This window comes from Arthrobacter sp. BL-252-APC-1A, from assembly GCF_009696625.1.
Taxonomy (GTDB): Bacteria; Actinomycetota; Actinomycetes; order Actinomycetales; family Micrococcaceae; genus Arthrobacter_B.
The window spans coordinates 339,287-366,282 of record NZ_VULS01000003.1 but is presented as its reverse complement, the minus strand read 5'-3'; the positions used below and the strand labels follow the sequence as shown (position 1 = coordinate 366,282).

The 26,996-nt window shown below is 66.4% G+C and carries 29 protein-coding genes; 17 read left to right on the top strand and 12 right to left on the bottom strand.

Annotated features, from left to right (window positions below; translation table 11 throughout):
- Window positions 1–17 precede the first annotated feature (17 nt).
- Entirely contained in the window at window positions 18–1,511 is a 1,494-nt protein-coding gene (locus FYJ28_RS06830) for an alpha/beta hydrolase family protein (RefSeq protein WP_195840616.1), read from the top strand.
- 33 nt (window positions 1,512–1,544) lie between these two features.
- Here the strand turns inward: FYJ28_RS06830 and FYJ28_RS06825 are convergent, their stop codons facing one another.
- Window positions 1,545–2,267: an MBL fold metallo-hydrolase gene (locus FYJ28_RS06825; protein ID WP_154578728.1), complete on the bottom strand. Its 723-nt coding sequence runs from the start codon at window positions 2,265–2,267 to the stop codon at window positions 1,545–1,547.
- 97 nt (window positions 2,268–2,364) lie between these two features.
- Between FYJ28_RS06825 and FYJ28_RS06820 the strand changes: the two genes are divergently transcribed.
- Window positions 2,365–2,886, top strand: coding sequence for a TetR/AcrR family transcriptional regulator (locus FYJ28_RS06820; RefSeq protein WP_055240003.1), 522 nt, complete (start codon window positions 2,365–2,367; stop codon window positions 2,884–2,886).
- 37 nt (window positions 2,887–2,923) lie between these two features.
- On the opposite strand, the gene FYJ28_RS06815 is transcribed toward FYJ28_RS06820, so the two are convergent.
- The 4 genes from FYJ28_RS06815 to FYJ28_RS06800 are packed head-to-tail and all read right to left on the bottom strand — an operon-like array spanning window position 2,924 to window position 4,733.
- Window positions 2,924–3,358, bottom strand: coding sequence for a VOC family protein (locus FYJ28_RS06815; protein WP_154578727.1), 435 nt, complete (start codon window positions 3,356–3,358; stop codon window positions 2,924–2,926).
- A gap of 27 nt (window positions 3,359–3,385) precedes the next feature.
- A complete protein-coding gene (locus FYJ28_RS06810) occupies window positions 3,386–3,865 on the bottom strand; it encodes an SRPBCC family protein (RefSeq protein WP_055240004.1) in 480 nt (159 codons plus the stop codon).
- The gene (locus tag FYJ28_RS06805) at window positions 3,862–4,368 is read right to left on the bottom strand and encodes an SRPBCC family protein (RefSeq protein ID WP_055240005.1); all 507 of its coding nucleotides are present in this window, start codon (window positions 4,366–4,368) and stop codon (window positions 3,862–3,864) included. Before FYJ28_RS06805 ends, FYJ28_RS06810 begins: the two co-directional genes overlap by 4 nt.
- Complete coding sequence (locus FYJ28_RS06800; protein ID WP_055240006.1) at window positions 4,365–4,733, bottom strand: ArsR/SmtB family transcription factor; 369 nt, start codon at window positions 4,731–4,733, stop codon at window positions 4,365–4,367. The genes FYJ28_RS06805 and FYJ28_RS06800 overlap by 4 nt, the downstream gene beginning before the upstream one ends.
- A 247-nt stretch (window positions 4,734–4,980) precedes the next feature.
- Here FYJ28_RS06800 and FYJ28_RS06795 point away from each other — a divergent pair, with 247 nt between their 5' ends.
- The 5 genes from FYJ28_RS06795 (at window position 4,981) to FYJ28_RS06775 (ending at window position 8,963) form a co-directional block, all read left to right on the top strand.
- Window positions 4,981–5,283, top strand: a complete 303-nt coding sequence (locus tag FYJ28_RS06795; protein WP_055240007.1) for a hypothetical protein — start codon at window positions 4,981–4,983, stop codon at window positions 5,281–5,283.
- A 47-nt stretch (window positions 5,284–5,330) separates the two neighbouring features.
- Window positions 5,331–5,831, top strand: coding sequence for a DinB family protein (locus FYJ28_RS06790; RefSeq protein ID WP_055240008.1), 501 nt, complete (start codon window positions 5,331–5,333; stop codon window positions 5,829–5,831).
- Window positions 5,832–5,972: 141 nt separating this feature from the next.
- On the top strand, window positions 5,973–6,770 hold the full coding sequence (locus FYJ28_RS06785) for a DUF4190 domain-containing protein (RefSeq protein ID WP_154578726.1): 798 nt from the start codon (window positions 5,973–5,975) through the stop codon (window positions 6,768–6,770).
- A gap of 260 nt (window positions 6,771–7,030) precedes the next feature.
- Window positions 7,031–7,528 carry a thiol peroxidase gene (gene tpx / locus FYJ28_RS06780; protein WP_055240010.1) on the top strand — a complete coding sequence of 166 codons (498 nt, stop codon included), beginning with the start codon at window positions 7,031–7,033 and terminating at the stop codon, window positions 7,526–7,528.
- 679 nt (window positions 7,529–8,207) lie between these two features.
- Window positions 8,208–8,963: a hypothetical protein gene (locus tag FYJ28_RS06775; protein ID WP_154578725.1), complete on the top strand. Its 756-nt coding sequence runs from the start codon at window positions 8,208–8,210 to the stop codon at window positions 8,961–8,963.
- A gap of 97 nt (window positions 8,964–9,060) precedes the next feature.
- On the opposite strand, the gene FYJ28_RS06770 is transcribed toward FYJ28_RS06775, so the two are convergent.
- Window positions 9,061–9,573: a VOC family protein gene (locus tag FYJ28_RS06770; protein WP_154578724.1), complete on the bottom strand. Its 513-nt coding sequence runs from the start codon at window positions 9,571–9,573 to the stop codon at window positions 9,061–9,063.
- 96 nt (window positions 9,574–9,669) lie between these two features.
- Here FYJ28_RS06770 and FYJ28_RS06765 point away from each other — a divergent pair, with 96 nt between their 5' ends.
- The 4 genes from FYJ28_RS06765 (at window position 9,670) to FYJ28_RS06750 (ending at window position 13,660) form a co-directional block, all read left to right on the top strand.
- Window positions 9,670–10,479 carry an AraC family transcriptional regulator gene (locus tag FYJ28_RS06765; RefSeq protein WP_154578723.1) on the top strand — a complete coding sequence of 270 codons (810 nt, stop codon included), beginning with the start codon at window positions 9,670–9,672 and terminating at the stop codon, window positions 10,477–10,479.
- 79 nt (window positions 10,480–10,558) lie between these two features.
- Window positions 10,559–11,437: an MBL fold metallo-hydrolase gene (locus FYJ28_RS06760; protein ID WP_154578722.1), complete on the top strand. Its 879-nt coding sequence runs from the start codon at window positions 10,559–10,561 to the stop codon at window positions 11,435–11,437.
- 143 nt (window positions 11,438–11,580) lie between these two features.
- Window positions 11,581–12,798 (top strand): NRAMP family divalent metal transporter, encoded by a 1,218-nt coding sequence (locus FYJ28_RS06755; protein WP_229780299.1) that lies wholly within the window; start codon window positions 11,581–11,583, stop codon window positions 12,796–12,798.
- A gap of 52 nt (window positions 12,799–12,850) precedes the next feature.
- Complete coding sequence (locus tag FYJ28_RS06750; RefSeq protein ID WP_154578721.1) at window positions 12,851–13,660, top strand: putative hydro-lyase; 810 nt, start codon at window positions 12,851–12,853, stop codon at window positions 13,658–13,660.
- A 32-nt stretch (window positions 13,661–13,692) separates the two neighbouring features.
- Here FYJ28_RS06750 and FYJ28_RS06745 read toward each other — a convergent pair whose 3' ends face one another.
- From FYJ28_RS06745 to FYJ28_RS06720, 6 genes are all read right to left on the bottom strand, one after another.
- Complete coding sequence (locus tag FYJ28_RS06745) at window positions 13,693–14,364, bottom strand: GntR family transcriptional regulator (RefSeq protein ID WP_154578720.1); 672 nt, start codon at window positions 14,362–14,364, stop codon at window positions 13,693–13,695.
- A 63-nt stretch (window positions 14,365–14,427) separates the two neighbouring features.
- Entirely contained in the window at window positions 14,428–16,161 is a 1,734-nt protein-coding gene (locus FYJ28_RS06740; RefSeq protein ID WP_154578850.1) for an acetyl/propionyl/methylcrotonyl-CoA carboxylase subunit alpha, read from the bottom strand.
- A gap of 8 nt (window positions 16,162–16,169) precedes the next feature.
- Window positions 16,170–17,945: a carboxyltransferase domain-containing protein gene (locus FYJ28_RS06735; protein ID WP_154578719.1), complete on the bottom strand. Its 1,776-nt coding sequence runs from the start codon at window positions 17,943–17,945 to the stop codon at window positions 16,170–16,172.
- Window positions 17,942–18,700 carry a LamB/YcsF family protein gene (locus FYJ28_RS06730; protein ID WP_154578718.1) on the bottom strand — a complete coding sequence of 253 codons (759 nt, stop codon included), beginning with the start codon at window positions 18,698–18,700 and terminating at the stop codon, window positions 17,942–17,944. The genes FYJ28_RS06735 and FYJ28_RS06730 overlap by 4 nt, the downstream gene beginning before the upstream one ends.
- Window positions 18,701–18,861: 161 nt before the next feature.
- The gene (locus FYJ28_RS06725) at window positions 18,862–19,452 is read right to left on the bottom strand and encodes a rhodanese-like domain-containing protein (protein ID WP_154578717.1); all 591 of its coding nucleotides are present in this window, start codon (window positions 19,450–19,452) and stop codon (window positions 18,862–18,864) included.
- A gap of 99 nt (window positions 19,453–19,551) precedes the next feature.
- The gene (locus FYJ28_RS06720; protein WP_154578716.1) at window positions 19,552–20,115 is read right to left on the bottom strand and encodes a hypothetical protein; all 564 of its coding nucleotides are present in this window, start codon (window positions 20,113–20,115) and stop codon (window positions 19,552–19,554) included.
- Between the two features lie 930 nt (window positions 20,116–21,045).
- Here FYJ28_RS06720 and chvE point away from each other — a divergent pair.
- From chvE to FYJ28_RS06690, 6 genes are all read left to right on the top strand, one after another.
- Complete coding sequence (chvE, locus tag FYJ28_RS06715) at window positions 21,046–22,164, top strand: multiple monosaccharide ABC transporter substrate-binding protein (RefSeq protein ID WP_154578715.1); 1,119 nt, start codon at window positions 21,046–21,048, stop codon at window positions 22,162–22,164.
- Between the two features lie 84 nt (window positions 22,165–22,248).
- Window positions 22,249–23,841, top strand: a complete 1,593-nt coding sequence (mmsA, locus tag FYJ28_RS06710) for a multiple monosaccharide ABC transporter ATP-binding protein (protein ID WP_154578714.1) — start codon at window positions 22,249–22,251, stop codon at window positions 23,839–23,841.
- Window positions 23,838–25,046 carry a multiple monosaccharide ABC transporter permease gene (gene mmsB / locus FYJ28_RS06705; RefSeq protein ID WP_442778576.1) on the top strand — a complete coding sequence of 403 codons (1,209 nt, stop codon included), beginning with the start codon at window positions 23,838–23,840 and terminating at the stop codon, window positions 25,044–25,046. Before mmsA ends, mmsB begins: the two co-directional genes overlap by 4 nt.
- A gap of 24 nt (window positions 25,047–25,070) precedes the next feature.
- Complete coding sequence (locus tag FYJ28_RS06700) at window positions 25,071–25,583, top strand: hypothetical protein (RefSeq protein ID WP_154578713.1); 513 nt, start codon at window positions 25,071–25,073, stop codon at window positions 25,581–25,583.
- Between the two features lie 70 nt (window positions 25,584–25,653).
- On the top strand, window positions 25,654–26,142 hold the full coding sequence (locus FYJ28_RS06695) for a hypothetical protein (RefSeq protein WP_055240021.1): 489 nt from the start codon (window positions 25,654–25,656) through the stop codon (window positions 26,140–26,142).
- A 171-nt stretch (window positions 26,143–26,313) separates the two neighbouring features.
- Window positions 26,314–26,991 (top strand): GntR family transcriptional regulator, encoded by a 678-nt coding sequence (locus FYJ28_RS06690; RefSeq protein ID WP_154578712.1) that lies wholly within the window; start codon window positions 26,314–26,316, stop codon window positions 26,989–26,991.
- The last annotated feature ends 5 nt before the right edge of the window (window positions 26,992–26,996 follow it).

The window sequence follows — 26,996 nt, the reverse complement described above, 5'->3', positions numbered from 1 at the left end:
AAGGATCGGAACAAGGCATGAGAAGACTGACTACCTTGGGAATTGCCGTGGCACTGGCACTGGTCGCAGCACCGGCCACCGCCACTGCCACATCCACAGCGGCACCGCCGGTGACCGAACTGGGCGGCACACTGGCCAACGGAGCAACGTGGGCAGCGGAAGTACCCGCCGGCTGGAACGGGAAACTGGTGCTGTACAGCCACGGGTTCCGTCCCGGGCCGGATAACCCGGCCTGGGACCCTGGCTTTGACTCCACCGCTCAGGCCCTGACGGACCGCGGATTCGCCGTGGCGGCGTCGTCGTATGCCAGCGCCGGATGGGCGCTGGGAACAGCCGTCCAGGACCAGCTGGACACGCTGGCGGCATTCTCCGCGGCAGCAGGGGAACCGGACCGCACCATCGCTTTCGGTACGTCCATGGGAGGGCTGGTCAGCAGCCTGATCGCCGAAACCCCGGACAGCGGAGTGGACGGGGCAGTGAGCACCTGCGGGCTGCTCGGCGGCGGCATCAACCTGAACAACTACCAGCTGGACGGCATCCACGCGCTCGCCGAACTGCTGCTGCCGGGCCAGGACCTGCAGCTGACCGGCTTCCGCACGTCCGCGGAAGCCGGAGACACCATCACCGCCCTGATGCAGGCGGTGCAGCAGGCGCAGGCCACTCCGGAGGGACGGGCCAAGGTTGCGCTCGCCGCGGCACTGATGAATACGCCCACCTGGTTCAGCGGCGAAAGCGCTCCGGACCGCAGGGACTTCGCGGCCCAGCAGGAAGCGCAATACAACTGGCTGCTGCAGACCATTCCGTTCGTAGTCGGTTCCCGCGTTTCGATTGTCACTGCGGCCGACGGCGACAGCGGCTGGAACCAGGGCGTGGACTACCGTGCCCTGCTGCAGCAATCCGCACAGAGGCAGCAGGTGGACGCTCTCTACCGTACCGCCGGACTGGACCTGAAGCGGGACCTGCGCACGCTCACCGCTGCTGCGGACATTGAGCCGGATGAGGAAGCCCTCGACTGGATGGACCGCACCTCCACACCCCAGGGAGACCTGCAGATCCCGGTCCTGACCATGCACACCCTGGCGGACATCCTGGCGCCGGTGGAATACATGGAGGAATATGCCGAAACCGTGCGGGAGGCACGGGCGACGCCGCTGCTGCGGCAGTCGTTCGTCGAACGGACAGGGCACTGCACCTTCACGGACGCTGAGCGGGTGGCGGCCGTGCTGGCAATGGATGAGCGGCTGGATACCGGCCGGTGGGCCAACCTCGCCGATCCCCGGCAGCTGGACCGGCGGGCCGAGTCCCTGGGGCTCGGGGAAGCTGACTTCATTCAGTACAAGCCGGCCGAGTTCATCAATGACCGCGTCTGGAACCCGGGCACGGGACACGGCCACGGGCCGGGCAAGGGGCATGGGCCAGGCAAAGGCCACGGTCCCGGGAAAGGCCACGACCCCGGGAAAGGGAGCGGACACGGCCCGGGGAAGGGCAACGGACCGGGCCATGGCCGCTAGCCCCTCCATCAGACCGGCTTAGCTTTCCCGCGTTTACGTCCTGGAGCGGACCTCGTTGGCCAGAGTGCTGACGTTCCCGTTCCAGGGCGTGCCGTGCCCGGGCAGCACCCAGCCGACGTCTGAGAGCTGGGTGAGCTTATCCAGCACGTCCAGAGCCTGCGCCGGATCGTCGGTGAACGGCGACGGCTGCAGGCCGGCCTTGCCGGAGAGCACATTGCGGGTGGTGAGCGCGTCACCCACAAACAGCGCCTTGGCCTCCGGGACGTGGATGGCCACACTGCCGGGCGAGTGCCCGGGAAGGCCAATGATCCGCGGTGATCCCGGAAGGCCGAGGACATCTCCGTCTGCAACCGGCACGACGTCGGTGAGGTAGGTGGTGCGCCAGCCCTGTTTCCGGACAGAGTAGGCCAGGAACCGGGCGGTAGGGCCCGGCCGCATGCTGCCGGCGGAGCCCGGAGCAGGCTTGTAGCGCTTCGTTCCGCGCGCCCGGGCCTCATCCGCGGCATGGACATAGACGGGTACGCCGGTTTCCCGGCGCAGCCGCTCGGCAAAACCAATGTGGTCCGTGTCCCCGTGGGTCAGCACGACGCCGCGGATATCGGTCAGTGGACGGCCCAGGGCTGCCAGTTCCTGCTGCAGGTCCCGCCAATGGCCGGCGAGCCCGGCGTCGATCACCGTGATGCCGTCGTCGGTCACCACCAGGTAGGCGGCAACTATGTCGTTGCCGATCCGGTGCAGGTTTGGTCCGAGCTTCATGGCTTCTCCTTCTGGCAGACCGGCGTGTCCGGCCACATGGCTAACCTAATTAGCTATGATGGCTAATGTCAATAGCCAACGATTGTCAGGAGAAGCCATGCCGGCACCCCAGCGCACGTCGCTTGAAGCCATTGTGGAAGCGGGCAGGGCTGCCCTGGAAGGCGGCGGTCCTGAATACGTCACCATGAACGCGGTCGCGGAGCGGGTGGGTGTCCGGGCGCCCTCCCTTTATAAGCGGGTGAAAGACCGGGAGGCACTGCTTGCCCTGATCGCCCGGGCAACGCTGGAGGAGCTTCGTGAACTTATGCAGGCTGAGGACTCGCTGGCCGGACTTGCCCGTGCGTACCGGTCCTTCGCCCATCAGCGGCCGGAAGCGTTTCGGCTGATCCAGACGCGGGCGGCCTCGCCCGATGACCTGGCCCGTGCCAGCGAACCGGTCCTCGCCGCAGCCCGTTCCGCCGTCGGGGAAGCAGATGCACTGGAAGCGGCGCGGTTTATGACGGCGTGGCTGACCGGCTTCATCACCATGGAGCTGGCCGGTGCCTTCCGCCTGGGCGGTGACCTGGACCGGGCCTTCGAGTACGGCGTCGAGCGGGTCGCCGCAGCCCTGGGGGACTGAGGCGGCCCGCCCGCCGTCGTACTGTTTGGTTGCGCGCCTAGATTCCTTCGCCCGGCTGCGGCCGGGCGCTGTAGGGGATCAGCGGATTCGCCGCGCGGGCCTGGATCTGCTGAACCACCCAGGTGTTGCCGTCCGGGTCCGAGAAACCGAACATAGTGCCGCCGTCGCGTTCGTCGATGACGTTCACGCCGCCGGCCTCCACGCCGCGGGCTACCAGTTCCTCGCGGGCGGCCCGGGCGTCGGGAACCACCAGCTGGAGGCCCTTCAGTGAACCGGGTTCCATCTGCTCCTCGCCGGGAAGGGAACCGATGACGATTGAGCAGCCCGAACCGGGCGGTGTGAGCTGGGCGAAGGCCATGTGCTCGTTGACGGTGTGATGGTCCAGGTCGAATCCGATCTGGTCGGAATAAAAGGCGATGCTGCGGTCAAGGTCGCTGACCGGGACGCGGATTACTTCCAGGGTCCAGTCCATGGCTCCTCCAAGAGTGGTCGTGTGGACTCAGGCCGTGGCGAATGCCAGCAGCTGCTCGAGCTTGTCGTACCCCTCGGCCATGCCGGATTCCATACCCGAGGACACGAAGTTATCCCGCGTCTCCACTGAGGGATAGACCGAATGTCCCACCAGGCGGGACCGGCCGTCGGGAAGGTCCTCGAACCGCAGGTAATCCAGGCTCGCCTGGTCCGGGTAACCCTCAAACTCGAAGGTCTGCAGGATGAACTCGTCTGCCCGGATGTTGTGGAACACGCCGCGGAAGGCGTACTCCTCCCCGCCCTCGCTCTGGACGAACCGGTATGAGCCGCCGGGGGTCGCCTCGAAGGCATCGATCCGGGTGTCCAGGCCCTCCGGCCCGACCCACTGGACGTAGGAATCCGGGCTGACGTGGGCGCGGAACACCTCCCGTGCCGGGTAGTCGAACTCCCGGACGTAGTCGATGTATGGGACGCCGTCGGGAACGGTGACTTCCAGTGCGTTGGTCATGATGCCTCCTGGGGGCTCCTGGCGCCGGCAAGGGACGCGAGCAGTTCTTCGAGGCGGTCATATCCCTGGCCCAGACCGTCTTCCATGCCTGAGGATGCCATACCGTCGCGGGCCTCCATGGTGGGATACACGCCGTGTGAAGTGAGACGGGTCCTGCCGTTTCCCAGATCCTCGAATGTCAGGGATTCAATGCTGACGACGTCCGGGTAGCCGGAGAATTCGAAGGTCTGGATCGCGAATTCGTTTTCCCGGACCGTGTGGAAGATTCCGCTGAAATCGTAGGGAACGCCGTCCGGGCCGGTATGGGTGTACTTGTAGGTGCCGCCGGTAACGAAGTCGTAGTGGTCCATTTCCATCTTCATTCCACGCGGACCAAGCCACTGGCTGATCAGTTCAGGATCCCGGTGGGCGTTGAAGACGTCTGCTACGGGGAAGTCCACCTCCCGTGAGTAGTCAATATAAGGGACGCCGTCCGGTACGGACAGCTGTAGTGCGTTCGTCATGTCTGGGTGTCCTTTGCCTGCTGGCCGTGCTGCACGGCCTCGGATTTAAGCACGGCATCCAGGCTGCGGAACTGCCCCTCGAGGACCAGCCGGTACCGGTCGATCCAGGCGGTAAGCGCCTCCAGCCGTGCAGGGTTCAGGTGGACGGGCCGGCGCTGTGCATCCCGTGACCGGGTGACCAGCTGCGCCTGCTCAAGAACCTGAATGTGCTTCGAAACCGCCTGCTTGCTGATTTCGAAGGGTTCCGCCAGTTCGTTGACCGTTGCCGGGCCCCGGGAGAGCCTGGCGATGATCCGCCGCCGTGCCGGATCGGCCAGGGCCAGAAACGCCCGGTCGAGCAGCACGTCCTCTGAGGCTTTGTTCATGGGTAGCCAACGTTCGCGTCGCTTCAAACTGCTGTAATCAATCTCTGCTTTGATCAACCTTTCGGTTGATTACGGACGAAGCTACGCCCGCCGGCTGTCCGGCGCAAGAGGATTTGGGAAGAAAAAATGGCAATCGTTGCCAGCAACTTCACAGGGGGCTCCCGGCGACGCAGCGGGGCAGCAGGCGTACCGTGTTTTCTTCTGGTCGGGCGCACCAGGGGCCCGCCGCAGCGGGAAGGGACAGACCATGAGCTCAATGGACCACAGCCAGGCAGTTCATCGGCACCACAACGAGACCGGCTTCCACTGGCCGAGTTTCGCACTGGGTCTAGTCCTGCTGCTGTTTGTGCTGGCACAGGGCGAGGACAACGGAGCTCCCGGCTACGTCGGGATGGCCGGGCTCATCTTCCTGATCACGGGGCTCTACTCCGTGGTGTCCCGCAGGCGATCATGGATGCGGCTGACCACCCGGACAGCGGCCTGGATAGTTGCGGCCGGGGGAGCCGTCCTAATGCTGCTGGCGCTGGTTCTGCGGCTTGCAGGAATGTGACGGCGGTTCGTTTCCTTGGTGTCCGGCGGCATGGCTAGGCTGGGCGGATGCTCACCGACAACCGCATTGACCCGCCCGACGCTGCGGGCGAAAGAGAAACCCTCAACGGCTTCCTGGACTACCTGCGCGCCAGCGCCGTATACAAGGCACAGGGGCTGAGCGACGCCGACGCCGCCCGCCGCGTCCTTCCGTCCCTCACCACCGTGTCTGGCCTGCTCCGCCACCTCGCCGATGTCGAACGGAGCTGGTTCCGCGAACGTATGGACGGCCAGGACGGCGTTCCCTCCCGCTGGAGCGACGAAGACCCCGACGGCGAATTCCGCGTCTCCGAGTCCGACAGCCTTGCCGGGATCATCGCGGACTACGAGGCAGCCTGCGCCGAGTCCCGCGAGGTGGCTGCCCGGTACGCCCTGGACGATGTGGCCCGGGCAGAGACGTGCCCGCACAACCTGCGCTGGATCCTGGTCCATATGGTCGAGGAAACCGGAAGGCACTGCGGCCACCTCGACGTCGTGCGGGAACTGCTCGACGGCGTGACCGGGGAGTAAACGAAGGCGCGTTTGTCCTCGGGCAGCTCCGCTCACGGAAGCAATGTCAGAGGCGGCTCCTAGTGTTGGCCGCAGCAGAGACAAAGTGTCCTGCGGCGGCCCCACGGCCGTCCTGCTTTTGCATCCTATGGGGGATCCGCAATGGAAAACGCAACCTATTCACCCGCGCCGGCACCGCTGCCGGCCCCACCGGCCAAGCCCGGCAAGGGCCTGGCTGTCACCGCCCTGGTCCTGGGCATCGTGGCCTTCGCCCTGTGCTGGGTTCCGGTGCTGAACAACCTCTTCCTGTTCGTTGGCATCGCGGGCCTCGGCTTCGCCGTCGCCGCCCTTGTTGTCGCCTCCAAGCGGAGGGCGCCGAAGGGTATGCCGATTGCCGGCCTCATCCTCAGCGTCCTTTCGATCATCGGCGTGTTCGCGACCCAGGCTCTGTACTCAGCTGCCATCGATTCAGTAGTCGAGAGCATTGAGGACGGATCCGACGGCGTTGTCGCAGCAACGGAAGAGGAGCAGGAAGAAGCCGGCACCCAGTCCCTGGCGATTGGCGATTCTGCGGAAATCGGCGAGTACACGGTCACCGTCACCGGCGTGAACCTGAACGCGAACGAACAGGTCCTGGCTGAAAACCAGTTCAACGAGCCTCCGGCCGGGCAGTACGTCCTGGTGGACATGGCCGTGGTCTACAACGGCGCTGAGGAAGGCGATCCGTGGATTGACCTCAGCACGGAGTTCGCCGGTTCCGACGCTCGCCAGTACTCCACCACTACATGCAGCGCGGTGTCGCCCAACCCTGCGCACGAGGTTCCGACCCTCACCAACGGCGGCGCCGGCGACTATTCCGTCTGCTTCGATGTGCCGGCCGAGGCAGTGAACGATGCGAAGGTCCTGGTGAAGACCTCATTCTCGTTCAAGGATGACCGGGTGTACTGGGCCGCTCAGTAGCCCGCCGGCAAAAGGCGCCTTAAACTGAACGGCTCCCCGGCTGTCGCCAGGGAGTCGTTCCAAGGTCCGGCCGATGAACCTACTGGTCCCGGCCAAGTGGACCTGTTCTGGTCCCGCCTTAAGGAACCATTTCCAGTTAAGCACCGGCACATAAAAAGGGAACCCCCGTGCTTCAACTTTTTTCTGGCCGATGACCGTCGACCAGCATTTGCGCAGGTCAGCGTTGCAGATGTCAGAACAGAACGTGATAAACACAAGCTATGGCAACCACAGCATTTAAGCAGTCCCCTGTCCGCACCGCCGGCGAGCTCCCCGCCACCGGCAGCTCCGCTCCGGCCTTCGACCTGGTCGGTACCGATCTCGCCCCCGTCACCGCCGGTGACTTCGCCGGCCGCCGCGTAGTCCTCAACATCTTCCCGAGCGTGGACACAGGCGTCTGCGCTGCCAGCGTCCGCCGGTTCAACGAAATTGCTGCCGGACTGGAGAACACCACGGTGATCTGCGTTTCAAAGGACCTGCCGTTCGCCCTCGGCCGCTTCTGCGGATCGGAAGGCATCGAGAACGTAGTGGCAGCATCCGCATTCCGCAGCAGCTTTGGCGAGGACTTCGGCCTGACCCAGACCGAAGGTCCGCTGGCCGGCCTGCTGGCCCGCGCCGTCGTCGTAATTGATGCAGACGGCACCGTTGTGCACTCCCAGCTGGTTCCGGAAATCACCACCGAACCGGATTACGACGCCGCCGTGGCGGCTCTCGCGTAGCCTCCGCCTTCAACATTCGGGCCCGTTCCACATACCGTGGTGCGGGCCCTTTTTGTGTTTCCGCAGGTCAGCGGGCCGCCTCGGGTCCCTTAGGATGGTTCGGGGTGGCCGCTGGAGCTGCCGTGAACCTAAATACCGGACCACATTGGGGGGAACGATGGACAGGGAACAAGGACAGCCTGAATCGGCGGACGGCTGGCCGGGAACCAATCAGCGGGCAGACGCCGCAGAGCCGGCCTCAGTGGAAGGTCCGGCGGAAACAGCTGCGGACTCTGTACCTGAAGGCCGTTCGGCCGAGGTGTCCGGGTTTGCATCGCCCGGCCCTGCTGCACCTTATCCGTCCTACGCCGGCGCCCAGACCCCGCCCCAACCCAACCCTTACGCCGGCATTCCAGGTGGACCCCAGGGCCCCGCGTACCCTCCGGCGCCTTCACACGGTCCTGCATCAGGTCAGGGGTACGGTTCCGGGTATCCCGGCTACCAGGGCCAGCCCGGGTACCCCGGTCAGTTTGGGCAGCCGGGTCAGTTTGCTCAGCCAGGTCAATCTGGCTATCCGGGCCAGCCGGGCTATCCCGGCTACGGCAGCTACACTCCGCCGCCGCCCACGCCTGGCAAGGGACTGGCAATCGCAGCGTTGGTCCTGGCCATTCTGGCACTGCTGATCTGCTGGATTCCCCTGGTGAATTTCGTATCCTTCCCGCTGGCAGCCGTCGCCGTGGGGCTCGGCATCCCGGCACTGGTCAAGGGGATTAAGGGCCGAAACATCGCCAAACCGCTTTCCATCGCAGCCTTGTCCATTGCCGCGCTGTCCATGGTCGCAGCCATTGTCGTAAACACCGTCGTCGTCGATTCCCTCCGGGACGCCGGCCTCTGGGAGGACAACGGGCCAGGTACCGAGACCAGCGCGGAGTCCTTCGCGGAGTTCCTGGAAGAGTCCGAAGAGCTGTCGGAATCGGCGCAAAACGATTATGCCTACGAGTATTCAGCCGGTTATATCGCCGAAAAGGTTGCCCAGCCTGCCAACGCTGCCGGAGACGAAGTGACCGTGGGCGATTACACCGTGACGCTGGTTGAGCTTGACCGGGACGCCGAGGCTGAAGTCCTGGACCGCGACCCCTCTGCCGGTGCACCGGATCACAATTACGTCATCGCCCGGTTCAGCGCCGTCTACAACGGTGAGGGGGATGGGCGGCCCTGGCTGGACCTGCCGGCGGAACTGGTGGGGACGGACAACAAGATCTACTCCGTGATGGGCTGCTCCATGAGCCTGGGTATGCGGACTGTTGACCAGGAGCTGCTCAGCAAGGGGGACACCGTGACGCAGGAAGCGTGCTTTGACGTCCCGGACAGTGCCCTGGGCGAAGACAGCCGGTTGAGCATGCGCATGATCCTCGCCGAACAGAACAATGACGAAGTGTTCTGGCGGCTGCCGTAGCCAGCGAAACAGATCACAACGGTCCCGCGGCACACCGCCGCGGGACCGTTTTGTCTGCCGGCAGCCGCCCGGCGGGTGCAGGAGGTGGTACGCCTGCTCAGCCCTGCTGCGCCGCCCACTGCGCCACGCGTGCTGCGCTTTCTTCCTCTGACAGGTCCTCGACCCGGGTCATGATGGTCCAGCGGATTCCGAAGGGATCGCGGATGCTGGCGAACCTGTCCCCGGAGACGAACGTTTCCAGCGGTTCCCGCACCACGGCGCCGGCTGCCTCCGCGCGTGCCACCACGGAATCGGCATCGGAACAGTAGAAGCCAAGGGAATAGCAGGCTGCGTCCGGTTCCGGCGGGTTCACTAAACCGTATTCAGGGTTCGGTTCGCCGAGCTGGAGGTGTCCGCTGCCGAGGTCGAGGTCTGCGTGGACGGTTACGCCGTTCATTTCCGTCACGTCCACGACCCTTGCGCCGAAAACGTCCTGGTAAAAACGGATTGCGTCAGCTGCTCGCGGGACGGCGACGAACGGTGTGAGACTGGTCAGGCCGCGGGGAATGCCGTCGGTGGTGTGCCGGCCGGTGACTCCGGGGCGATTGTTGTGGTTCTGGGTTGTAGTCATGGAATCAGGCTAGGAACGCAGACAGCCCGGCGGCTTGGCAATTTGCGACAACCGGGTGTTTTTTCCCGGCGAGAGGCGACCTGTGGAGGAGGAGCGATGCAGCAGCAGTGGCGCGGCCCGCTGTATCCGGCCCGGCTGCCCTCGTTCCACCGGGTACCCCCGCCGGCACTGCTGGCAGACCGCATCCGCTGGTTCTGGATCCCCGAGTGGGACCTGGCACCCGGACGGACCTCCAGGCAGGAGGTCCTGCCCTTCCCGGCGCTGAACCTGGTGGTGGAGCCTGCCGGGACGAGGCTTTACGGACCGGCAACGCGCCGTTCCGTCCGTGATCTGCAAGGCACCGGCTGGGCCTTCGGACTGCTGCTGCGCCCGGCGGCGGTTCCGCTCCTGTGCGCAGACCCGGGAGCGCTGAAGGATGCCAGCACCGCACTGGAGCGGCCGGGGCTGCGGATGCCCGTCACCGCCGCAATGGAGTCAAAGGCGAACGACGACGACGGCGGTGCCCGCCGCGCTGCGGCTGTTGCGGCGGCGTCGGCCTGGGTGGAAGCTGCCTTGCCCAAACCTCCGCCGGAGAGCCTGCTGGCCAACCGCTTTGAGGACTTGATCGAGGCGGATCCATCCCTCACGCGCGTGGACCAGGCCGCTGACCTGCTGGGAGTTTCGGTACGCAGCCTGCAGCGGATTGCCCGGAAGCATGTGGGCCTGCCGCCGCTGGCGATGATCCGCCGCTACCGGCTGCAGGAGGCGGCCGATCGGCTGCGCACCGATCCGGACCTGGGGATTGCCGACGTCGCTGCCGAGCTGGGCTACGCCGACCACGCCCATCTGACGGATGTGTTCCGCGAGGTGCTGGGTTTCACGCCGAGCGAATACCGGCGGTCCGCGGAGCGGGGGGACGGGAAGTAACAGGCATTGACCGTGGTGCTTCCCGGTGCGACGCTCGTGCCGGGCAGGCACTCGTGCGGGGAGGCGGAGGGAAGCAGCTATGGGGAACCGGAATAGTGCACGGTATGCCCTCAGTGAGCCGGCACACGACGTGGTCTTTGTGCAGGGACCGGCATCAAACTGGGTCATTCTGCGCCGGGGCCGGGAGTTCACGCTGGTGGACGGAGGGTATCCGGGAGACCGGGACCTGGTGCTTGCCTCGATCCGCGGGGCAGGACTGGAGCCTGCCGCGGCATCGGCCGTGCTGGTCACCCACGCCCATGTGGACCACACGGGCGCAGCCGCGTTCTTCGCCAGGGCCTTCGGCACGCCGGTGCTGTGCAGTCCGGCTGAACTGGAGCTGTTGCACGGCCGGGAGAAGGCGCAGGTTTCTCCTGCCCAGGTGCTCGCCCGTGCCTGGCGTCCCCGGGTGCTGGCCTGGGGTGCGCAGGTGCTTGGTGCCGGCGGGCTTGGCCGGGTGGCGATTCCCGACGCCCGGTCCTGGACCGACGCCGGACTCGCGGAGCTGCCCGGCAGTCCCGTGGCCGTGCCAACCGCAGGACACACTCCGGGGCACACCTCTTTCCTCCTGCCAGCGGCACGCGCGGTGGTCACCGGAGATGCGCTGGTCACCGGGCACCGGATCAGCGGTCGAACCGGGCCGCAGCTGCTGCACACGATGTTCCACTCCGACGGCGCCGGGGCGGACCGCGCGCTGCTCACCCTGGCCCGGCTGGACGCGTCGCTGCTGCTCCCGGGGCACGGGCCCGCGCTGCGGATCAGCATTCGGGACGCGGTGAACACCGCCAGGGCCCGGTCCGTGCGCGGCCGGCCGCGCGCCGCCGTCGTGCTGCCTGGCCGGGGGCGCGCAGGGTGGGCCGGGGAACCGGGCTACGGGCGGGTGGGGACCGCACCTGAGCTGCCGGGACCGCCGGCTTAGGCCGCCGACTTAGCCGGGCGATGTAAAAAGCATGTTACGAAGTCCAGATTGTTGAACAAAAACGCTGGCGGATTGTTCAACAACCCTTAGACTGCTGGAAGCCCCTGTGGCGCCCCCCACATTCTCCAGTGATCGGAAAAACCATGGAACCCAAGCCGACGAAAGTGAAGGTCCGGCCGAACGCCAAGCGCACGGCACTCCTCGGAGCCATGTTCCTTATGGCCACCAGTGCCATCGGGCCAGGCTTCATCACCCAGACAACCGTCTTTACGGTCCAACTTGGCGCGGCGTTCGCGTTCGCGATCCTGGTCTCGATCCTCGTGGACATCGCGGTCCAGATGAACGTCTGGCGCATCATCGGCGTCTCCGGGCTGCGCGCCCAGACCCTGGGCAACAAGGTGCTGCCCGGCGCGGGCTGGCTGCTGGCCGGCCTGGTCTTCATCGGCGGTCTGGTGTTCAACATCGGCAACATCGCGGGCACCGGACTGGGCATGAACGCCATGCTTGGTATGGACACCAAGGTGGGCGGGGCCATCTCCGCCGCCGTCGCGATCTTCATTTTCCTGTCCAAGAAGGCCGGACTGGCGCTGGACCGGATCGTGGTGGCGCTGGGTGCCGTCATGATCCTGCTGATGATTTATGTTGCGATCTCCGCTGCTCCGCCGGTGGGCGAAGCGCTGAAGAACACCGTGCTGCCCGAGCAGGTGGACTTCCTGACCATCACCACCCTGATCGGCGGCACCGTCGGCGGCTACATCACCTACGCCGGTGCGCACCGCCTGCTGGACTCCGGCACCACCGGGCCCGGACACGTCAAGGACATCACCAGGGTCTCGCTGCTGGGCATCATCGTCACCGGCGTCATGCGGATGCTGCTCTTCCTGGCCATCCTTGGCGTGGTGGCCGGCGGCGTCACCCTGGCCGGAGATAATCTCGCAGCCGACGCATTCCGGCACGCAGCCGGCGAAATCGGCCTGCGCATGTTCGGCATCGTCTTCTGGGCTGCGGCCCTGACATCGGTGATCGGTGCGGCGTACACATCGGTCTCCTTCATCACCACCCCCGCTACGAAGGACCGCACCCGCAGCCTGATCACGGTGGCGTTCATTGCTTTCTGCACCGCCGCCTACCTGCTGCTCGGCCAGGCACCGCAGACCCTGCTGGTCTTCGCCGGTGCGTTCAACGGCCTGATCCTGCCGCTGGGCTTCGGCATCCTGCTCTGGGCAGCCTGGCGGCGCCGTGACCTGCTGCAAGGGTACGAGTACCCGAAGTGGCTACTGGCCATCGGCGTCCTGGCCTGGGCACTGACCCTGTTCCTCGGCTGGAACTCGCTCTCCGGTCTCGCTGCACTCTGGGAGTAGGCGCAATCTGCGGCGCGGGCCCGGCCCGCGCCGCCCACGGAAGGATGAACGCATGACGAAACCTGCAACACTGGCCGCCCTCGACCCGGCGGCCCTGTCCCCGGCCGAGGCCCGGGAACTGTTCCGGAACGGGCTGGTGACGCCGACGGCGGGCTGGTCCGCCGGCTACGCGCAGGCGAACCTGATCATCGTGCCTAAAGCGCAGGCCTTTGACGTGCTGCTCTTCGCCCAGCGCAATCCCAAGTCCTGCCCCATCCTGGGTGTGCTCGACGCCGGGGAGACCAGCGGTCCGCTGCTGGCCGGCGGGGACATCCGCACCGACGTGCCGCGGTACACGGTGTACGTGAACGGGGAGAAGACCGCGGACCCGACGGACATCACCGGCTACTGGCGCGATGACCTGGTCACCTTCATCGTTGGCTGCAGCTTCACCTTCGAAGCGGCACTGCAGGAGGGCGGCATCCGGATCGCGCACATCGACCAGGGCACCAACGTGCCGATGTACCGCACCTCGGTGCGCTGCGAGCCGTCCGGTGAGATGTCCGGCCCGCTGGTGGTTTCGATGCGCCCGGTGCCCGCCTCCCAGGTGGCCGACGCCGTGCGGATCACCTCCCGTTACCCGGCCGTGCACGGGGCTCCCGTGCATGTGGGCAATCCTGCGGAGATTGGCATTGCGGACCTGGGCCGGCCCGACTTCGGCGACCCGGTGGACATCCCGGCGGGGCATATCCCGGTGTTCTGGGCCTGCGGGGTCACTCCGCAGGCGGCGGTCATGGAGTCGAAGCCGGCGCTGGCGATTGGCCATGCGCCGGGCCACATGCTGATTACCGACGCCCGGGACAGCGCGTACCTGGTGCCGTAACGACCTGTTGCGGGCGACTCGGGGCGGGAGCCTTACCGGCTGTCCGCCGCGAGGTGTTCCAGCAGCTCCGCCTCGGCGGCGTCGAGGTAGCCGCGGAGCGTCTCCGCTGCCTTCTTCCGCTTTCCGGCCCGCAGCAGCTCCACGATCTTCGCGTTCTGCTCCACGTAGTGGGAATGGAAGTCCGGTTCGCTGCGCATGGCATAAAAGACCAGCCGCATCTCGGCCAGCACCCGGGACATCATTTCCTGCAGCTGGGAGCTGCCGGACATCGCGATGATGGCCTCATGGAAGGCCTGGTTTGCGGCCGCCATCTCCGCCACGGACCCAAGGGACTTCGCTTCCCGGGCAGCGGCGATCACCGCATCCAGCCTTTCGAGATCCAGTTCCTGGCCCCACAGCGCAGCCGACGGCTCCAGCATGCGGCGCACCTGGTAGATCCGCCGCACCGCGTCCGCACCGGGAGAAGCCACAAAGACGCCGCGGTTCGGGTAGCGGCTCACCACGCCTTCGCCGCTGAGCACGGTGAAGGCCTCGCGCAGCGTGTTCCGCGAAATGTTCAGGGACGAGGCCAGCTGCTGCTCAGAGAGCTTGGTTCCGGGGAGCAGGTTCCCGGCGGCGATCTGTCCGCGAAGCACGTCCGCCGCCCACAGGGTGATGTTGGCGTGCGAGGCGCGGTGGGCAGCGTCGTCGAGGTTCAGAAGCATCCATCCAACCTAACGGGTGGAGCAGCGGCTGCGGTGTATCCGCCGCCGCTGTTACGGCTCACCTCAGCCAATCTCGCCCAGGGCATCGCCGCGGCCGATGGCGGCACCGGGTTCCAGCGAAGCCCGGCTGAAGCTGCCGGAGCGGTGGGCACGGACGGTGGTTTCCATCTTCATCGCCTCCAGCACGGCCACCGGATCGCCCTCGGTGAGCTCGGCGCCGTCGTCAGCGAGCCACTTGACCAGGTTCCCGGCCATCGGCGAGGCCAGCCGGGCGGCGTCGGCGGTGTGCGGGGCAGCAGCGGCACCGTCTGTGGCGCCCGTTCCGCCGGAGCGCAGCGCGTTCAGCAGGGCAGCGGGGAGCCCGACGGCGACGGCGCGGCCGTCAATGTCCACGGTGATGGTTTCGCGGGCGGTGCCCGCTGCGGCGGCGATGTGCGGGGAAGCGGCCAGCGGCTCGGCGAACTCGGATTCGATCCAGGTGGTGTAGACGCCCAGCTCCCCGTCGCGGTTGAACGCCTCCGAGCGGACCACGGCCTGGTGGAACGGCACCACGGTGGGGACACCCCGGATCACCAGTTCGTCCAGTGCAGCCTTGGCACGGCGCAGGGCCTGCGGGCGGTCTTCGCCCCAGACGATCAGCTTGGCCATCAGGGAGTCGTACTCGCTGGGCACCACGGAGCCGGAACGCACACCGGTGTCAATCCGGATGCCGGGGCCGGTGGGCGGTTCGAAGGCGTCCACCGGGCCGGGGCCGGGCAGGAACCCGCGTGCCGGATCCTCGGCGTTGAGCCGGAACTCGAAAGCGTGCCCGTGCGGAGCCGGGTCCTCGGTGATGGACAGCGGCAGGCCGTCGGCGATGCGGAACTGCTCGCGGACCAGGTCCACGCCGGCGGTCTCTTCAGTGACCGGGTGTTCCACCTGGAGGCGGGTGTTGACCTCCAGGAAGCTGATCAGTCCGTCGGGGGAGACCAGGTATTCAACGGTGCCGGCACCGGTGTAGCCGGCCTCGCGGCAGATGGCCTTGGCGGATTCGTGAATGGTGGTGCGCTGCTCGTCGGTGAGGAACGGTGCCGGGGCTTCCTCCACGAGTTTCTGGTTCCGGCGCTGCAGGGAGCAGTCGCGGGTTCCTACGACGACGACGTTGCCGTGCGTATCGGCCAGCACCTGCGCTTCGACGTGGCGCGGCTTGTCCAGGAACCGTTCGGCGAAGCATTCGCCGCGGCCGAAGGCTGATACTGCTTCGCGGACCGCGGACTCGAACGCATCCTCGACGTCCTCCAGCCGGCGGGCGATCTTCATGCCGCGCCCGCCGCCGCCGAAGGCAGCTTTGATGGCTACCGGCAGGCCGTGCTCCTCGGCGAAGGCGCGCACCTGCTCGGCGCTTTCGGCCGGACCCTCAGTGCCGGGCACCAGCGGCGCCCCGGCGCGGACGGCGATCTCCCGGGCGGTGACCTTGTTCCCCAGATCGCGGATGGCCTGCGGGGACGGGCCGATCCAGGTGAGTCCGGCGTCGAGCACCGCCTGTGCGAAGTCGGCATTCTCGGACAGGAACCCGTAACCCGGGTGGACGGCGTCCGCACCGGCCTTCCGGGCGGCGTCGATCAGCTTGGGAATGTTCAGATAGGTGTCGGCTCCGGACGCGCCGCCCAGCGGGAAGGCCTCGTCGGCGAGGCGCACGTGCAGCGCATCGGCGTCGGGATCCGAATACACGGCGGCTGAGGCGATGCCGGCGTCAGCGCAGGCGCGGGCCACGCGGACGGCGATCTCGCCGCGGTTGGCGATCAGGACCTTTTTCATGCGGGTGTTCATTCGGTTCCTTCGGGAAACAGTCCGGCCGCTTGCTCCGCGCTGAACGGAGCGAGGGTATCGGGATCAACAAACATAAAGTTCACGGGGTGTCCGGGCGGCAGCTGGGCGGCCACGGGCAGGTCCTCGGGGATGACGACGGCGATCACCGGATAGCCGCCGGTGACCGGGTGGTCGGCGAGGAACAGGACAGGAAGGCCGGACGGCGGCACCTGCAGCGAGCCGGCCACCACGCCTTCGCTGGGCAGTTCACCCTCGCGGCTGCGGGTCAGCGGACTTGCCTGCTGATCCTCCGGGTCCAGGGCCAGCCGGACGCCGATCCGGTTCGACTCGCTGGTGGTGAGCCAGGTCTGTGCTGCCAGTGCGGCGGCGGCGTCGGCGCTGAACCAGTCCTGCCGGGGGCCGGCGGTGATCCGCAGCAGGGCCGGTGCCGACCCGTCGCCCAGGCTGCCCGGGGTGCCGGCAGCGGCCAGGACCGGGGGCTCCGGGTCGCCGACGTGCAGGTTGCTCTCCGCCGGGCTCACCGGGAGGCGGGTGCCTGCCGCCAGCGGTGCCGGACCGATGCCGCTCATCGAGTCGGTGCTGCGGCTGCCCAGTACCGGGTCCACGCCCAGCCCGCCGCGGACGGCAAGGTAGGCGCGCACCCCGCGGACCGGAGTTCCCAGGATCAGGGTTTCCCCGTCCAGGAGGGCGAACGGTGCGGCGTGCGGAGCCTGACGGCTGCGAGCCCCGGCAGGGTCGATGATGTTCGCGGGGAGCTCGGCGCCGGTGAGCGCGAGGACGGCGTCGCCGTGTGCGGTGAGTTCCAGTCCGCCAAGAAGGTTCTCGACGACGGCGGCATCGGCCGGGTTGCCGACCAGCCGGTTGGCCTGCCGGGCCGCACGGGGGTCGGCGGCGCCGGCGGCGGAGACGCCCAAGTCCGCATAGCCGGGGCGGCCGAGGTCTTGGATGAGTGACTGGAGGCCTGGGTTTCTGACTTCCAAGACGGTAGCGGCGATTCCATCGCCCCTTAGACACCTCGCTCGTTCCTCGCTCGGCGATGCGGGGCTCACGGAATCACCGCTACCGCTCGCAGCCTGCCCATCGGACTCGGCCTGGGAAGAAGAGGAGGTGGCGGAGATGAGTTCACGGACAGGGGTGAACTGGACTGAATCGCCGGGGAGAACAAGAGCAGGGCTCTCACGGGAGAGGTCCCACATAGGGGCCGCAGTGCGGCCGATGAGCTGCCAGCCGCCGGGAGATTCGCGGGGATAGACAGCTGAATAGTCGCCGGCGAGAGCGACAGCACCCGGAGGGACAGCGGTGCGGGGGGAGGAACGGCGGGGGACGTTCAGGGCAGGGTCGCCGCCGGTGAGGTAAGTGAAGCCAGGGGCGAAACCGCCGAAGCCGCCGGTCCAGGCCGTGCCGGTGTGGGCGTTGACCACAGCCTCCTCGGAAAGCCCGGTGAGGCGTGCCACCTCCGCGAGGTCGGCGCCGTCGTACACCGTTTCAATGGTGACGGTCCGCGGCTCGGCCGCATCAGCGCGTGTGAAGTCCAGGGACCTGAGCAGCGGGAAGCCGGCCACGGTGTCGCGGCGGCTGGCGAAGCGGACCAGCACAGTGGTGGCTGCGGCCAAAGCATCCACCTGGCCGGGCAGCGGGTGTGCCTTCAGCTGCGTGTGGAGGGCGACGACGTCGGTCAGTGAGCCGAGTTCGACCAGCAGTGCGCGGGTGCCGGCTGGCCGGATGCCGGTGTTGGTTCCGGCAGTGCCGACCGCAGTGTGCGGGCCGCTCATACGAAGCTCTGGATGCTGACGCCGGCTTCCTCGAGGCCGGCACGGACGGCGCGGGCCATGGCGACGGCGCCGGGGGTATCGCCGTGCACGCAGATGGATTCGGCGTTCATCGGAATCTCGGAGCCGTCGATGGCGATGATGGTGCCTTCGGTGGCCAGCCGGATCATGTTGGCGGTGACCTGGTCGGCGTCGTGAATGACGGCGTCGGGCTCGCGGCGGGAGACCAAGGTGCCGTCCGGGTTGTAGTTGCGGTCCGCGAACGCTTCCGCGACTCCGCGCATCCCGGCGTCGGCGGCCTTGTCCAGGGCGATGGCGCCGGGGAGCAGCAGGACGGGGAGTTCCTTGTTGAAGGCCCGGATCGCGTCGATGACCGCCTGGGCGTGGTGCTCGTGGTGCACGATCGTGTTGTAGAGGGCGCCGTGCGGCTTGACGTACTGGATGTCAGCACCGGCGTGCTGGGCCAGGGCCTGCAGGGCGCCGAGCTGGTAGAGCACGTCGTCGGCCAGTTCAGTGGGGGAGCAGTCCAGGAAGCGGCGGCCAAAGCCTGCCAGGTCCCGGTAGCCCACGTGCGCGCCGATGGTGACGCCGGCCGCCACGGCGTCGCGGCAGGTCTGGGCAATGACGGAGGGGTCGCCGGCGTGGAAGCCGCAGGCTACGTTCGCGGAGGAGACGGACTCGAAGACGGCGGCGTCGTCGCCCATCTCCCAGTTGCCGAACGATTCGCCGACGTCGCTGTTCAGGTCAATGATCGGCATGGCAGGTCCTTACGCGCCTCGGGAACGGGGTCCTCCAAGTGTGCGGGATCACGCCCGATTGTTCAACAATCCATGGGGGTATGTTGCGGTGGGCGTCTTGAACTGCCCCTGAACGCGGCAACGGCCCGTTCCAGGGGGTGGGCCGTTGCTGCGTTGCATGTCTAGCGGTCGAGCTTCGCCTGAATCTCTTCCCAGGACGGCTCGGACGCGCCCTGGTTCCAGGGCAGGTAGGCCAGTGCCCTGCCCATGGCGCAGGTGTTGGACAGGGCAGAGAACACCAGACCGCCGCTGATGCCGCCGGCCAGGACCCGGAACTTCGGGGAGGCAACGCGCCCGGCGAGCAGGCCCAGGCCGACGAGGCTTCCGGCAGCGAAACGCACCTGGCGTTCCATGTCCCAGACCTGCCGGCCGCGGACCACGGAACCGCCGGCCTTCTCGACGTCGTCAACGCTGCCGGTGAGAACCTGCCCGCCCTGCAGCCCTGCTGCGGCGAGGCGCTCGTGGGCCTGCTTTGCCCGCACACCGGACTGGCACATAAGCACGACGCCGTCATCCAGCCGGGCGGCCAGCTCAACCGTGTGTGCCGAGAGCATGGGCAGCGGAATGTTGTGGGAGCCCGGGATGTGTGCGGACTCGAACTCAGCGGGATTGCGGACATCGATGACGGTGAGGTTCGGGTTGTCCCCGAGGAGCGCTGTGAAGGTCTGCGCGTCGATGGTCTTGGTGGTCTCTGCGGTGGCAGCGGGGGACATCCGGATCCTTCGGTTGGAGTGGCCGGAGTGAAGCACCCACCCTAGGGTCCCAATCTGGGAGAAGTCCGGAGATGTTACGCCGTATGGCCGCTGGCGCTGCTAGTTCCCCATGGGCCAGTCGGAATCGCGCTGCGCCCGGACCGCCCCGCTGCGCCTAATGCGCCCGACGATGAGCAGGAACAGGAGGGCAGGCACCGCGACCATGATCCATCTCAGCGGGATCACCGCTGCATCCAGTGCCTGTTCCAGGGTCGGGTCATGTTCTGTGTAGGCAAGCACGTTGCCCAGCAGCATTACAGCTCCGTGCACCACCGAAGGAGCCATCGCCGCAGCGGACAGTGCAACGCCCCAGTGCCGTGACCTGGGCGAGGGATCCACAACGGCGTCCTGCGTCGCTTTGTAGAAGGGCGGGACAATCACAAACGGCACCACCAGCCAGAGCGATGACACAGCGAGCCCGGTCAGCAGCACCCCCAGGTCGTAGGCGGGGGTGCCGGGCTGAGAATTCATGCCGATGACCAGCCCTGAGATTCCCAGCAAAACGATCAGGCCGGCCAGCGCGCCGCCTAGCGTGACCGATTTGCGCTTGGGTTCCTCCTCATCAAGCTCTTCCGCGGCCACGTTCCTCTGCTCATCATCCAGCGGAGTGCGATGCGGGCCCATACCGCGTCCATCCAAAAATGCCACTTACGTTCCCCCAGTTTGCTGTCTTTGGACGAAAAGAATACCGCGGTATCGTTGCGGCGATTTCGTACGTGCTGGGAGCGCTATCTGGCGTTCCTTATTGCAGATCGGCGAGAACGGCGTAGACAACGTAGTTGTCTTGCCAGAGCCCGGTGGCGCTGTCGAATCCATCGCAGGTGATCAGGCGCAGCTGCGGATCGGGGGTGTTTCCGTAAACGGGTTGCCGGCGGCATATTGCGCGTGATGCTGAGGGGTCCCACTCGAACAGAAGCTCATCCTGTGTCGCAATAACGCACTGATGAACATCCCTGGGGCGTGGTGTGTCGCGATAACGCTGCTCCAGCCCGCCGAATAGGACGTTATTGCAGCACAGGATGAATCCCTGGCCATCATGACCGCGTTATTGCGACACAGGACGAGCCAAGGAATCCGGCGAGAGCCAACCGAGGCACGGGGTCAGAGCTGGCAGGGCCAGGGCTGCCGGGAGCCGTGTGGAGTGGATATAGAAACAGGCACACCCGGTGATGAACTGCTCTCCGCACGCGCCTCTCTGCCGCTCAATGTCAGCCCCCGCACGGCCTCCAGGTTTTACCGCCCGGTGCGTAACAGCGGGGCCCGGACCGCTGCGGCGGACGGAAGGTCGGGACGCAGGCCGGTCCCCGAAACGGATCATTACAACGTATGCATTCCACCCCCGCATTGCGTTTGGATAACGTTCCGGAAACCCCTTGCCGTGATCCACGTCACGGGGATATGTTGTGCTCGCCTACAAATTGTCGGTAGGGGTATCGACAGGGGCGCTACAGCGTTGTATCCGCTCGATCCAGCCGTCCGGGTCACAAGGATGTTTCCCGTAGTCTCGCCGTGCAGTGCCTTGCCGGCGGCAGGATCCTTTTCAAAGGTTCGACCATGAGCAAAAGAAAGAATGTTTCGGCCCTCTTCCTGGCGTTCGGCCTGGCAGCAGGTATGGCGGCCTGCGCGCCGGCCGGCACCACCAACAGCGAGAGCGAGGGAGACGGCGTCGAATGCAACGTGGGCATCTCGATGCCCACCCGCAGCCTTGAACGCTGGATCAACGACGGCGAGGGCCTGAAGGAAAACCTTGAAGGCCGGGACTGCACCGTCGACCTGCAGTACGCCGATGACAAAACCGACCAGCAGATCAGCCAGATCCAGAACCAGGTGGCCGGCGGCGCCAAGATCCTGGTAGTCGCAGCGATCGACGGCGAAACGCTGGCCCCGGTCCTGGAAGACGCCAAGTCCCAGGACGTCACCGTGATCGCCTATGACCGGCTGATCAACGGCACAGACGCCGTGGACTACTACGCCACATTCGACAACTACCAGGTGGGCCAGCTTCAGGGCCAGTTCATCGAGGAGGAGCTTGGCTTGGCCGACGGCGAGGGCCCGTACAACCTTGAGCCGTTCGCCGGCAGTCCGGATGACAACAACGCCAAGTTCTTCTTCTCCGGTGCCTGGGACGTGCTGCTTCCCTACGTGGAGAGCGGCCAGCTGGTGGTTCCCTCCGGCAAGTCCCCGGCGTCCAATGACGACTGGACCTCCATCGGCATCCTCGGCTGGGGATCCGCGGACGCGCAGGCGGAAATGGATAACCGCCTGCAGTCCTTCTACACCGGCGGCGACAAGGTCGACGTCGTGCTTTCTCCCAATGACAGCCTGGCGCTGGGCATCGAGCAGTCCCTGGCGAGTGCCGGATACACGCCGGGCACGGACTGGCCGGTGATCACCGGCCAGGACGGCGACGTCGCGAACATCAAGGCAATCCTGGGTGACCAGCAGTCCATGACGGTATGGAAGGACACCCGTGAACTGGGTGCCCAGGTGGACACCATGATCGAGCAGATAGTCAACGGCGACGAGGTGGAGGTCACTGACACCGAGACCTATGACAACGGGGTGAAGGTGGTTCCCACCTACATCCTTGAGCCGCAGGTCGTGGTTAAGGACGAGGTCCAGTCGAAGCTGGTGGACTCCGGCTTCGTGGAGGCCGGCGACGTCGGTCTCTAGGGCAGCCCGCCCCGCGGGGCACGACGACGACGGCGCCCGCCACCGCCGTCGTGCCCCGCACCCTCCGGAAAGAACAGGCAAGAAATGATCGATCAGGACGTCATCCTTTCCATGGACGGCATCGTGAAGGAGTTCAACGGCGTCCGCGCGCTCGACGGCGTGTCCGTCGCCGTTCGGCGCGGTGAGGTGCACGGAATCTGCGGCGAGAACGGCGCCGGGAAATCCACGCTGATGAACGTGCTCAGTGGCGTGTACCCGCACGGCAGCTATTCCGGCACCATCTCCCTGGACGGGGAGGAGGTCCGCTACGGCTCCATCAATGACAGCGAGCGGGACGGGGTGGTGATCATCCACCAGGAGCTGGCGCTCAGTCCGTTCCTGTCCATCGCGGAGAACATTTTCCTGGGCAACGAGGTGCAGCGCGGCGGGGTGATCGACTGGAACCAGACCAACCTGCAGGCCGCCGCCTTGCTCAAACGCGTTGGGCTGGATGAGAACCCGGCCACGAAGATCCTGGAACTCGGAGTGGGCAAGCAGCAGCTGGTGGAAATCGCCAAGGCGCTGTCCAAGGAAGTGAAGCTGCTGATCCTGGATGAGCCGACGGCGGCACTGAACGACGGCGACTCGGCGCACCTTTTGGGGCTGATCGACCAGCTGCGCGAGGGCGGTATCACCTCCATTGTCATCTCGCACAAGCTCAAGGAAATCCGGGCTATCGCGGACACCGTCACCGTCATCCGCGACGGGAAAACGATCGACTCCTTCCCTGTGGAGGACAACGGTGAAATTGAAACCCGGATCATCCGTGCCATGGTCGGCCGGCCGCTGGACAGCCAGTTCCCGGACCGGGACCCGCAGGTTGGGGAGGAGAAGTTCCGGGTGGAGGACTGGACGGTCCACCACCCGATCGACGTCGACCGCGTGGTGGTCAACGATGTGTCCTTTAACGTGCGCTCCGGGGAGATCGTCGGGTTTGCCGGGCTGATGGGTGCCGGGCGCACCGAGCTGGCGATGAGCATCTTCGGCCGGTCCTGGGGGACCGGGGTGTCCGGGCGGGTCTATAAGGACGGCGTCGAGATCCAGACCCGGTCGGTGGGGGAGGCCATCCGGCACGGACTGGCGTACGTCAGCGAGGACCGCAAGCGGTACGGGCTGAACCTCATCGGGTCCGTGGTGGTGAACGTGTCCGCTGCGGCACTGGGGAAACTGGCCCGGCTGGGCGTGATCGACAAACACCGCGAATACGCCGTGGCGGATGACTACCGGCAGAAGATGAACATCCGCACACCGTCAGTGGCGTCCGTGGTGGCGAACCTGTCCGGCGGAAACCAGCAGAAGGTGGTGCTGAGCAAATGGATCTATTCCGGACCGGACGTGCTGATCCTGGACGAACCCACCCGGGGCATCGACGTCGGCGCCAAGTTCGAGATTTACGGAATCATCAACGAGATGGCCGCGCAGGGCAAAGCCGTGATCGTCATTTCAAGCGAGCTGCCGGAGCTGATCGGGCTCTGCGACCGCATCTACACCATCGCCGAAGGCCGGCTCACCGCCGAAGTTCCCCGCGAAGACGCCACGCAGGAAGAACTGATGCGGCATATGACGGCCGCCAGGACCGGATCAGGGACGGCAGCCCGTCCAGAATCCGCCCGAATTGAAGGAGCGCAGGGCCAGTGACCACAACTACTCCTGAACAGGCCAAGACACCGGCCCCGCCGCCTGCCGGAGGCAACGGCCGGAAACGGATGCGGATCGACCTGAGCCAGTACGGCATCCTCGCCGCACTGGTGGTGATCGTGCTGCTGTTCCAGGTCCTCACCGGCGGCCGGCTGCTGTATCCGGGCAACGTCAGCAACCTCATCCAGCAGAACGCGTACGTGCTGATCCTGGCGATCGGCATGGTCATGGTGATCATTGCCGGGCACATCGATCTGTCCGTGGGCTCGGTGGTCGCCACAGTGGGGGCCATCGCCGCCCTGGCGATGAACAACTGGGGCATGCCCTGGTGGGCCGCCGTCATTCTCTCCCTGCTGGTGGGGGCACTGATCGGGGCGTGGCAGGGATTCTGGGTGGCGTTCGTGGGGATACCCGCGTTCATTGTCACGCTGGCCGGCATGCTGGTGTTCCGCGGGGTCGCGCTGATCCTGCTGACAGGCGGCACCATCAGTGGCCTGCCCCGGCCGTTCAACGCGATCGGCAACGGGACGCTGCCGGCCACCGGCACCCCGGACCTGCTCACACTGGGCATCGGAGCGCTCGCGTCCGTGGCACTGGTGGTGCAGCAGCTGAAGGCCCGCAGCGACCTGCGGAAGCTGGACCTGCCGCGGGAACGGACGGCGTCGTTCGTGTTCAAGAACGCCGTGGCCGTGGCCGCGATCATGTACCTCTGCTATCTGCTGGCCTTCAACCGCGGCACGCCGATCATCCTGATCATCCTCGCGGCCCTGGTGCTGGCATATTCGTTCCTGCTGAACCGGACCGTGTTTGGCCGGCACATCTACGCGATGGGCGGGAACCTGAACGCGGCCATGATGTCCGGGGTGAAGACCCGCTGGGTGAACTTTATGGTGTTCGTGAACATGGGTTTCCTGGCCGGTCTCGCCGCCGTGGTTAGTACGGCGCGTGCCGGCGGTGCCGTGGCGTCGGCCGGCGGCGGTTTCGAGCTGGACGCGATTGCTGCCGTGTTCATCGGCGGTGCCTCGGTGCAGGGCGGTGTGGGCACTGTGGTGGGTGCGGTGATCGGCGGTCTGGTGATGGGCGTGCTGAACCAAGGCCTGTCCATCCTGTCCGTCGACGCCGCGTGGCAGCAGGTCATCAAGGGTCTGGTGCTGCTGCTGGCCGTTGCTGTCGGGTTTGCCCGGCGGGGGAGGAGAGCGCGGTAGGCGGGGTCCAGTAGGCTTCCCGCCATGGGGAATACACACACGCCCGAAGGGGCGGGCCACGACTACTACCGGCGGCCTGCGGACGGCGTGGAGCCGCAGCGTTCGATGCAGATGCCTTCCGTGCAGATTGTCGACGACGGCGCGGGGAACGGAGGTTCTGTGCACGTCGGCGCTGGAGCTGACGCGGCCGGGGCCGGTGGCAGTGAGCGTTCCGGTATTCAGGAGCTAGGTCAGGCGGAACCTGCGGGCGCGGTTCCCGCTCCTGTCCCGGTCTGGCAGCGATTCAACTTTGCGCTCACTGCAGCCTGGACCCTTGTCGCAGTCCTGCTGGCCGTAGGCCTGGCGTGGCTGACCGGTGCGTTCTCCGCGCCGCAGATGTACTACGACCCGTCCACTAACCAGCCTTCCGACGGCTCCAGTACCGTCATCACGATGAACCTCTACAGCATGGGCCCGTTCATGTTCCTGTTCGGGATCCTGGGGGCTTTCACGCTGCTGGTGGTGCAGAGTGCGCGGTTCCGGCGGCCGGGCCGGTAACCCGTCTCTGGTCGGGTACGCCCGGTGAGGGAAGGATGCCCGGTAAGCGGGGTTCGGTAGGCTACCCGGCATGGGGAACACACAGACGCCTGACGGGACAGACTACGACTACTACCGGCGGCCCGCGGACGGCATTGAACCAGAGTGGCAGCGGCAGCCATCCGTGCAGATTGTTGATGACGGAGCCGGCACCGGTGCGGTGCCTGGCTCTGCCGGGGCAGCCGGCGATGGGCGGGAACCAATGGAGCCGAGGCCCACGGGGCCTGCGGGTGTGCCGCCGGACTCTCTGCCGTTCTGGCAGCGGTTCAACCTTGCGCTGGCGGCAGCGTGGGTCTTGGTCGGGCTGCTTTTGGCGGCGGGTCTGGCATGGTTCACCGGGGTTCTGCCCCCGTCGCAGATGATCTTCGACCCTTCGGGGAACAACTTGAATCCTCCCTCGAGCGTGATCGTCATGAACCTCCAAAGCATGGGTTCGCTGCCATTCCTGTTCGGACTTATGGGCGCGTTCACCCTGCTGACGGTGCAGGCGGCGGGGTTCCGGCGGAAGGCCCGGTCCTAGCACCGGCCGCACCCGTTTAGTCTTCTCGCGGGTGTCTTGGGCTGCTGCGACATGTGACCGTCAGTTTGCTGACTCGGACGAGTCGCGCACTGTAGGATTGTAGACAAGTTACAGTGCTGCCTTCGCTGGACTGCGCGTCCTCGGAAGGCCCCTAGCGAAGTGTGGTTTCCGTTGGCAATCTTTGAGCCCGTAGTCCGCGAGTCAACGCCGTCGATCATTGCCGGAAAACTGAGGACTGCCATTGGCCGGGGGCAGATTCCGGCCGGCAGCCAGCTGGTGGAAACCGAGCTGGCACGGGAGCTGGGCGTGAGCCGCGGACCGTTGCGGGAAGCCATGCAGCGCCTCACCCAGGAGGGCCTGCTGATCAGCATCCGAAACCGCGGGATCTTCGTCATCACCATGACGGAGGAGGAAGTGCAGGACATGTACGTGGCGCGCACCGCCGTCGAACGTGCCGCAGCCGAACTGATCCTGCAGAAGGACGGCGGCAAGGACATCGCCGCACAGCTTTCACGCGTGGTCAAAGCCATGAAAAAGGCGGCCGACAAAGCGGACCTCGATGCGATGTCCGAAGCGGACATGGAGTACCACTCCACGCTGGTGGCAGCAGCTCAAAGCCCGCGCCTGAGCCGGATGCACAACACCTTTCTCACCGAGACCCGTATGTGCCTCACCGCTCTGGAACAGCGTTATCCTGACCCACACACCCGGGTGGGTGAACACCAGGCGATTGCCGATGCGCTGGCGAAGGACGATCAGGATCTGGTTGGAAGACTGCTGATCCGGCACATGGACGATGCCCTGGACCGGCTGACCGGCAGCGGGAGCGCTGACGCCGCAACTGCCTAGCGGGC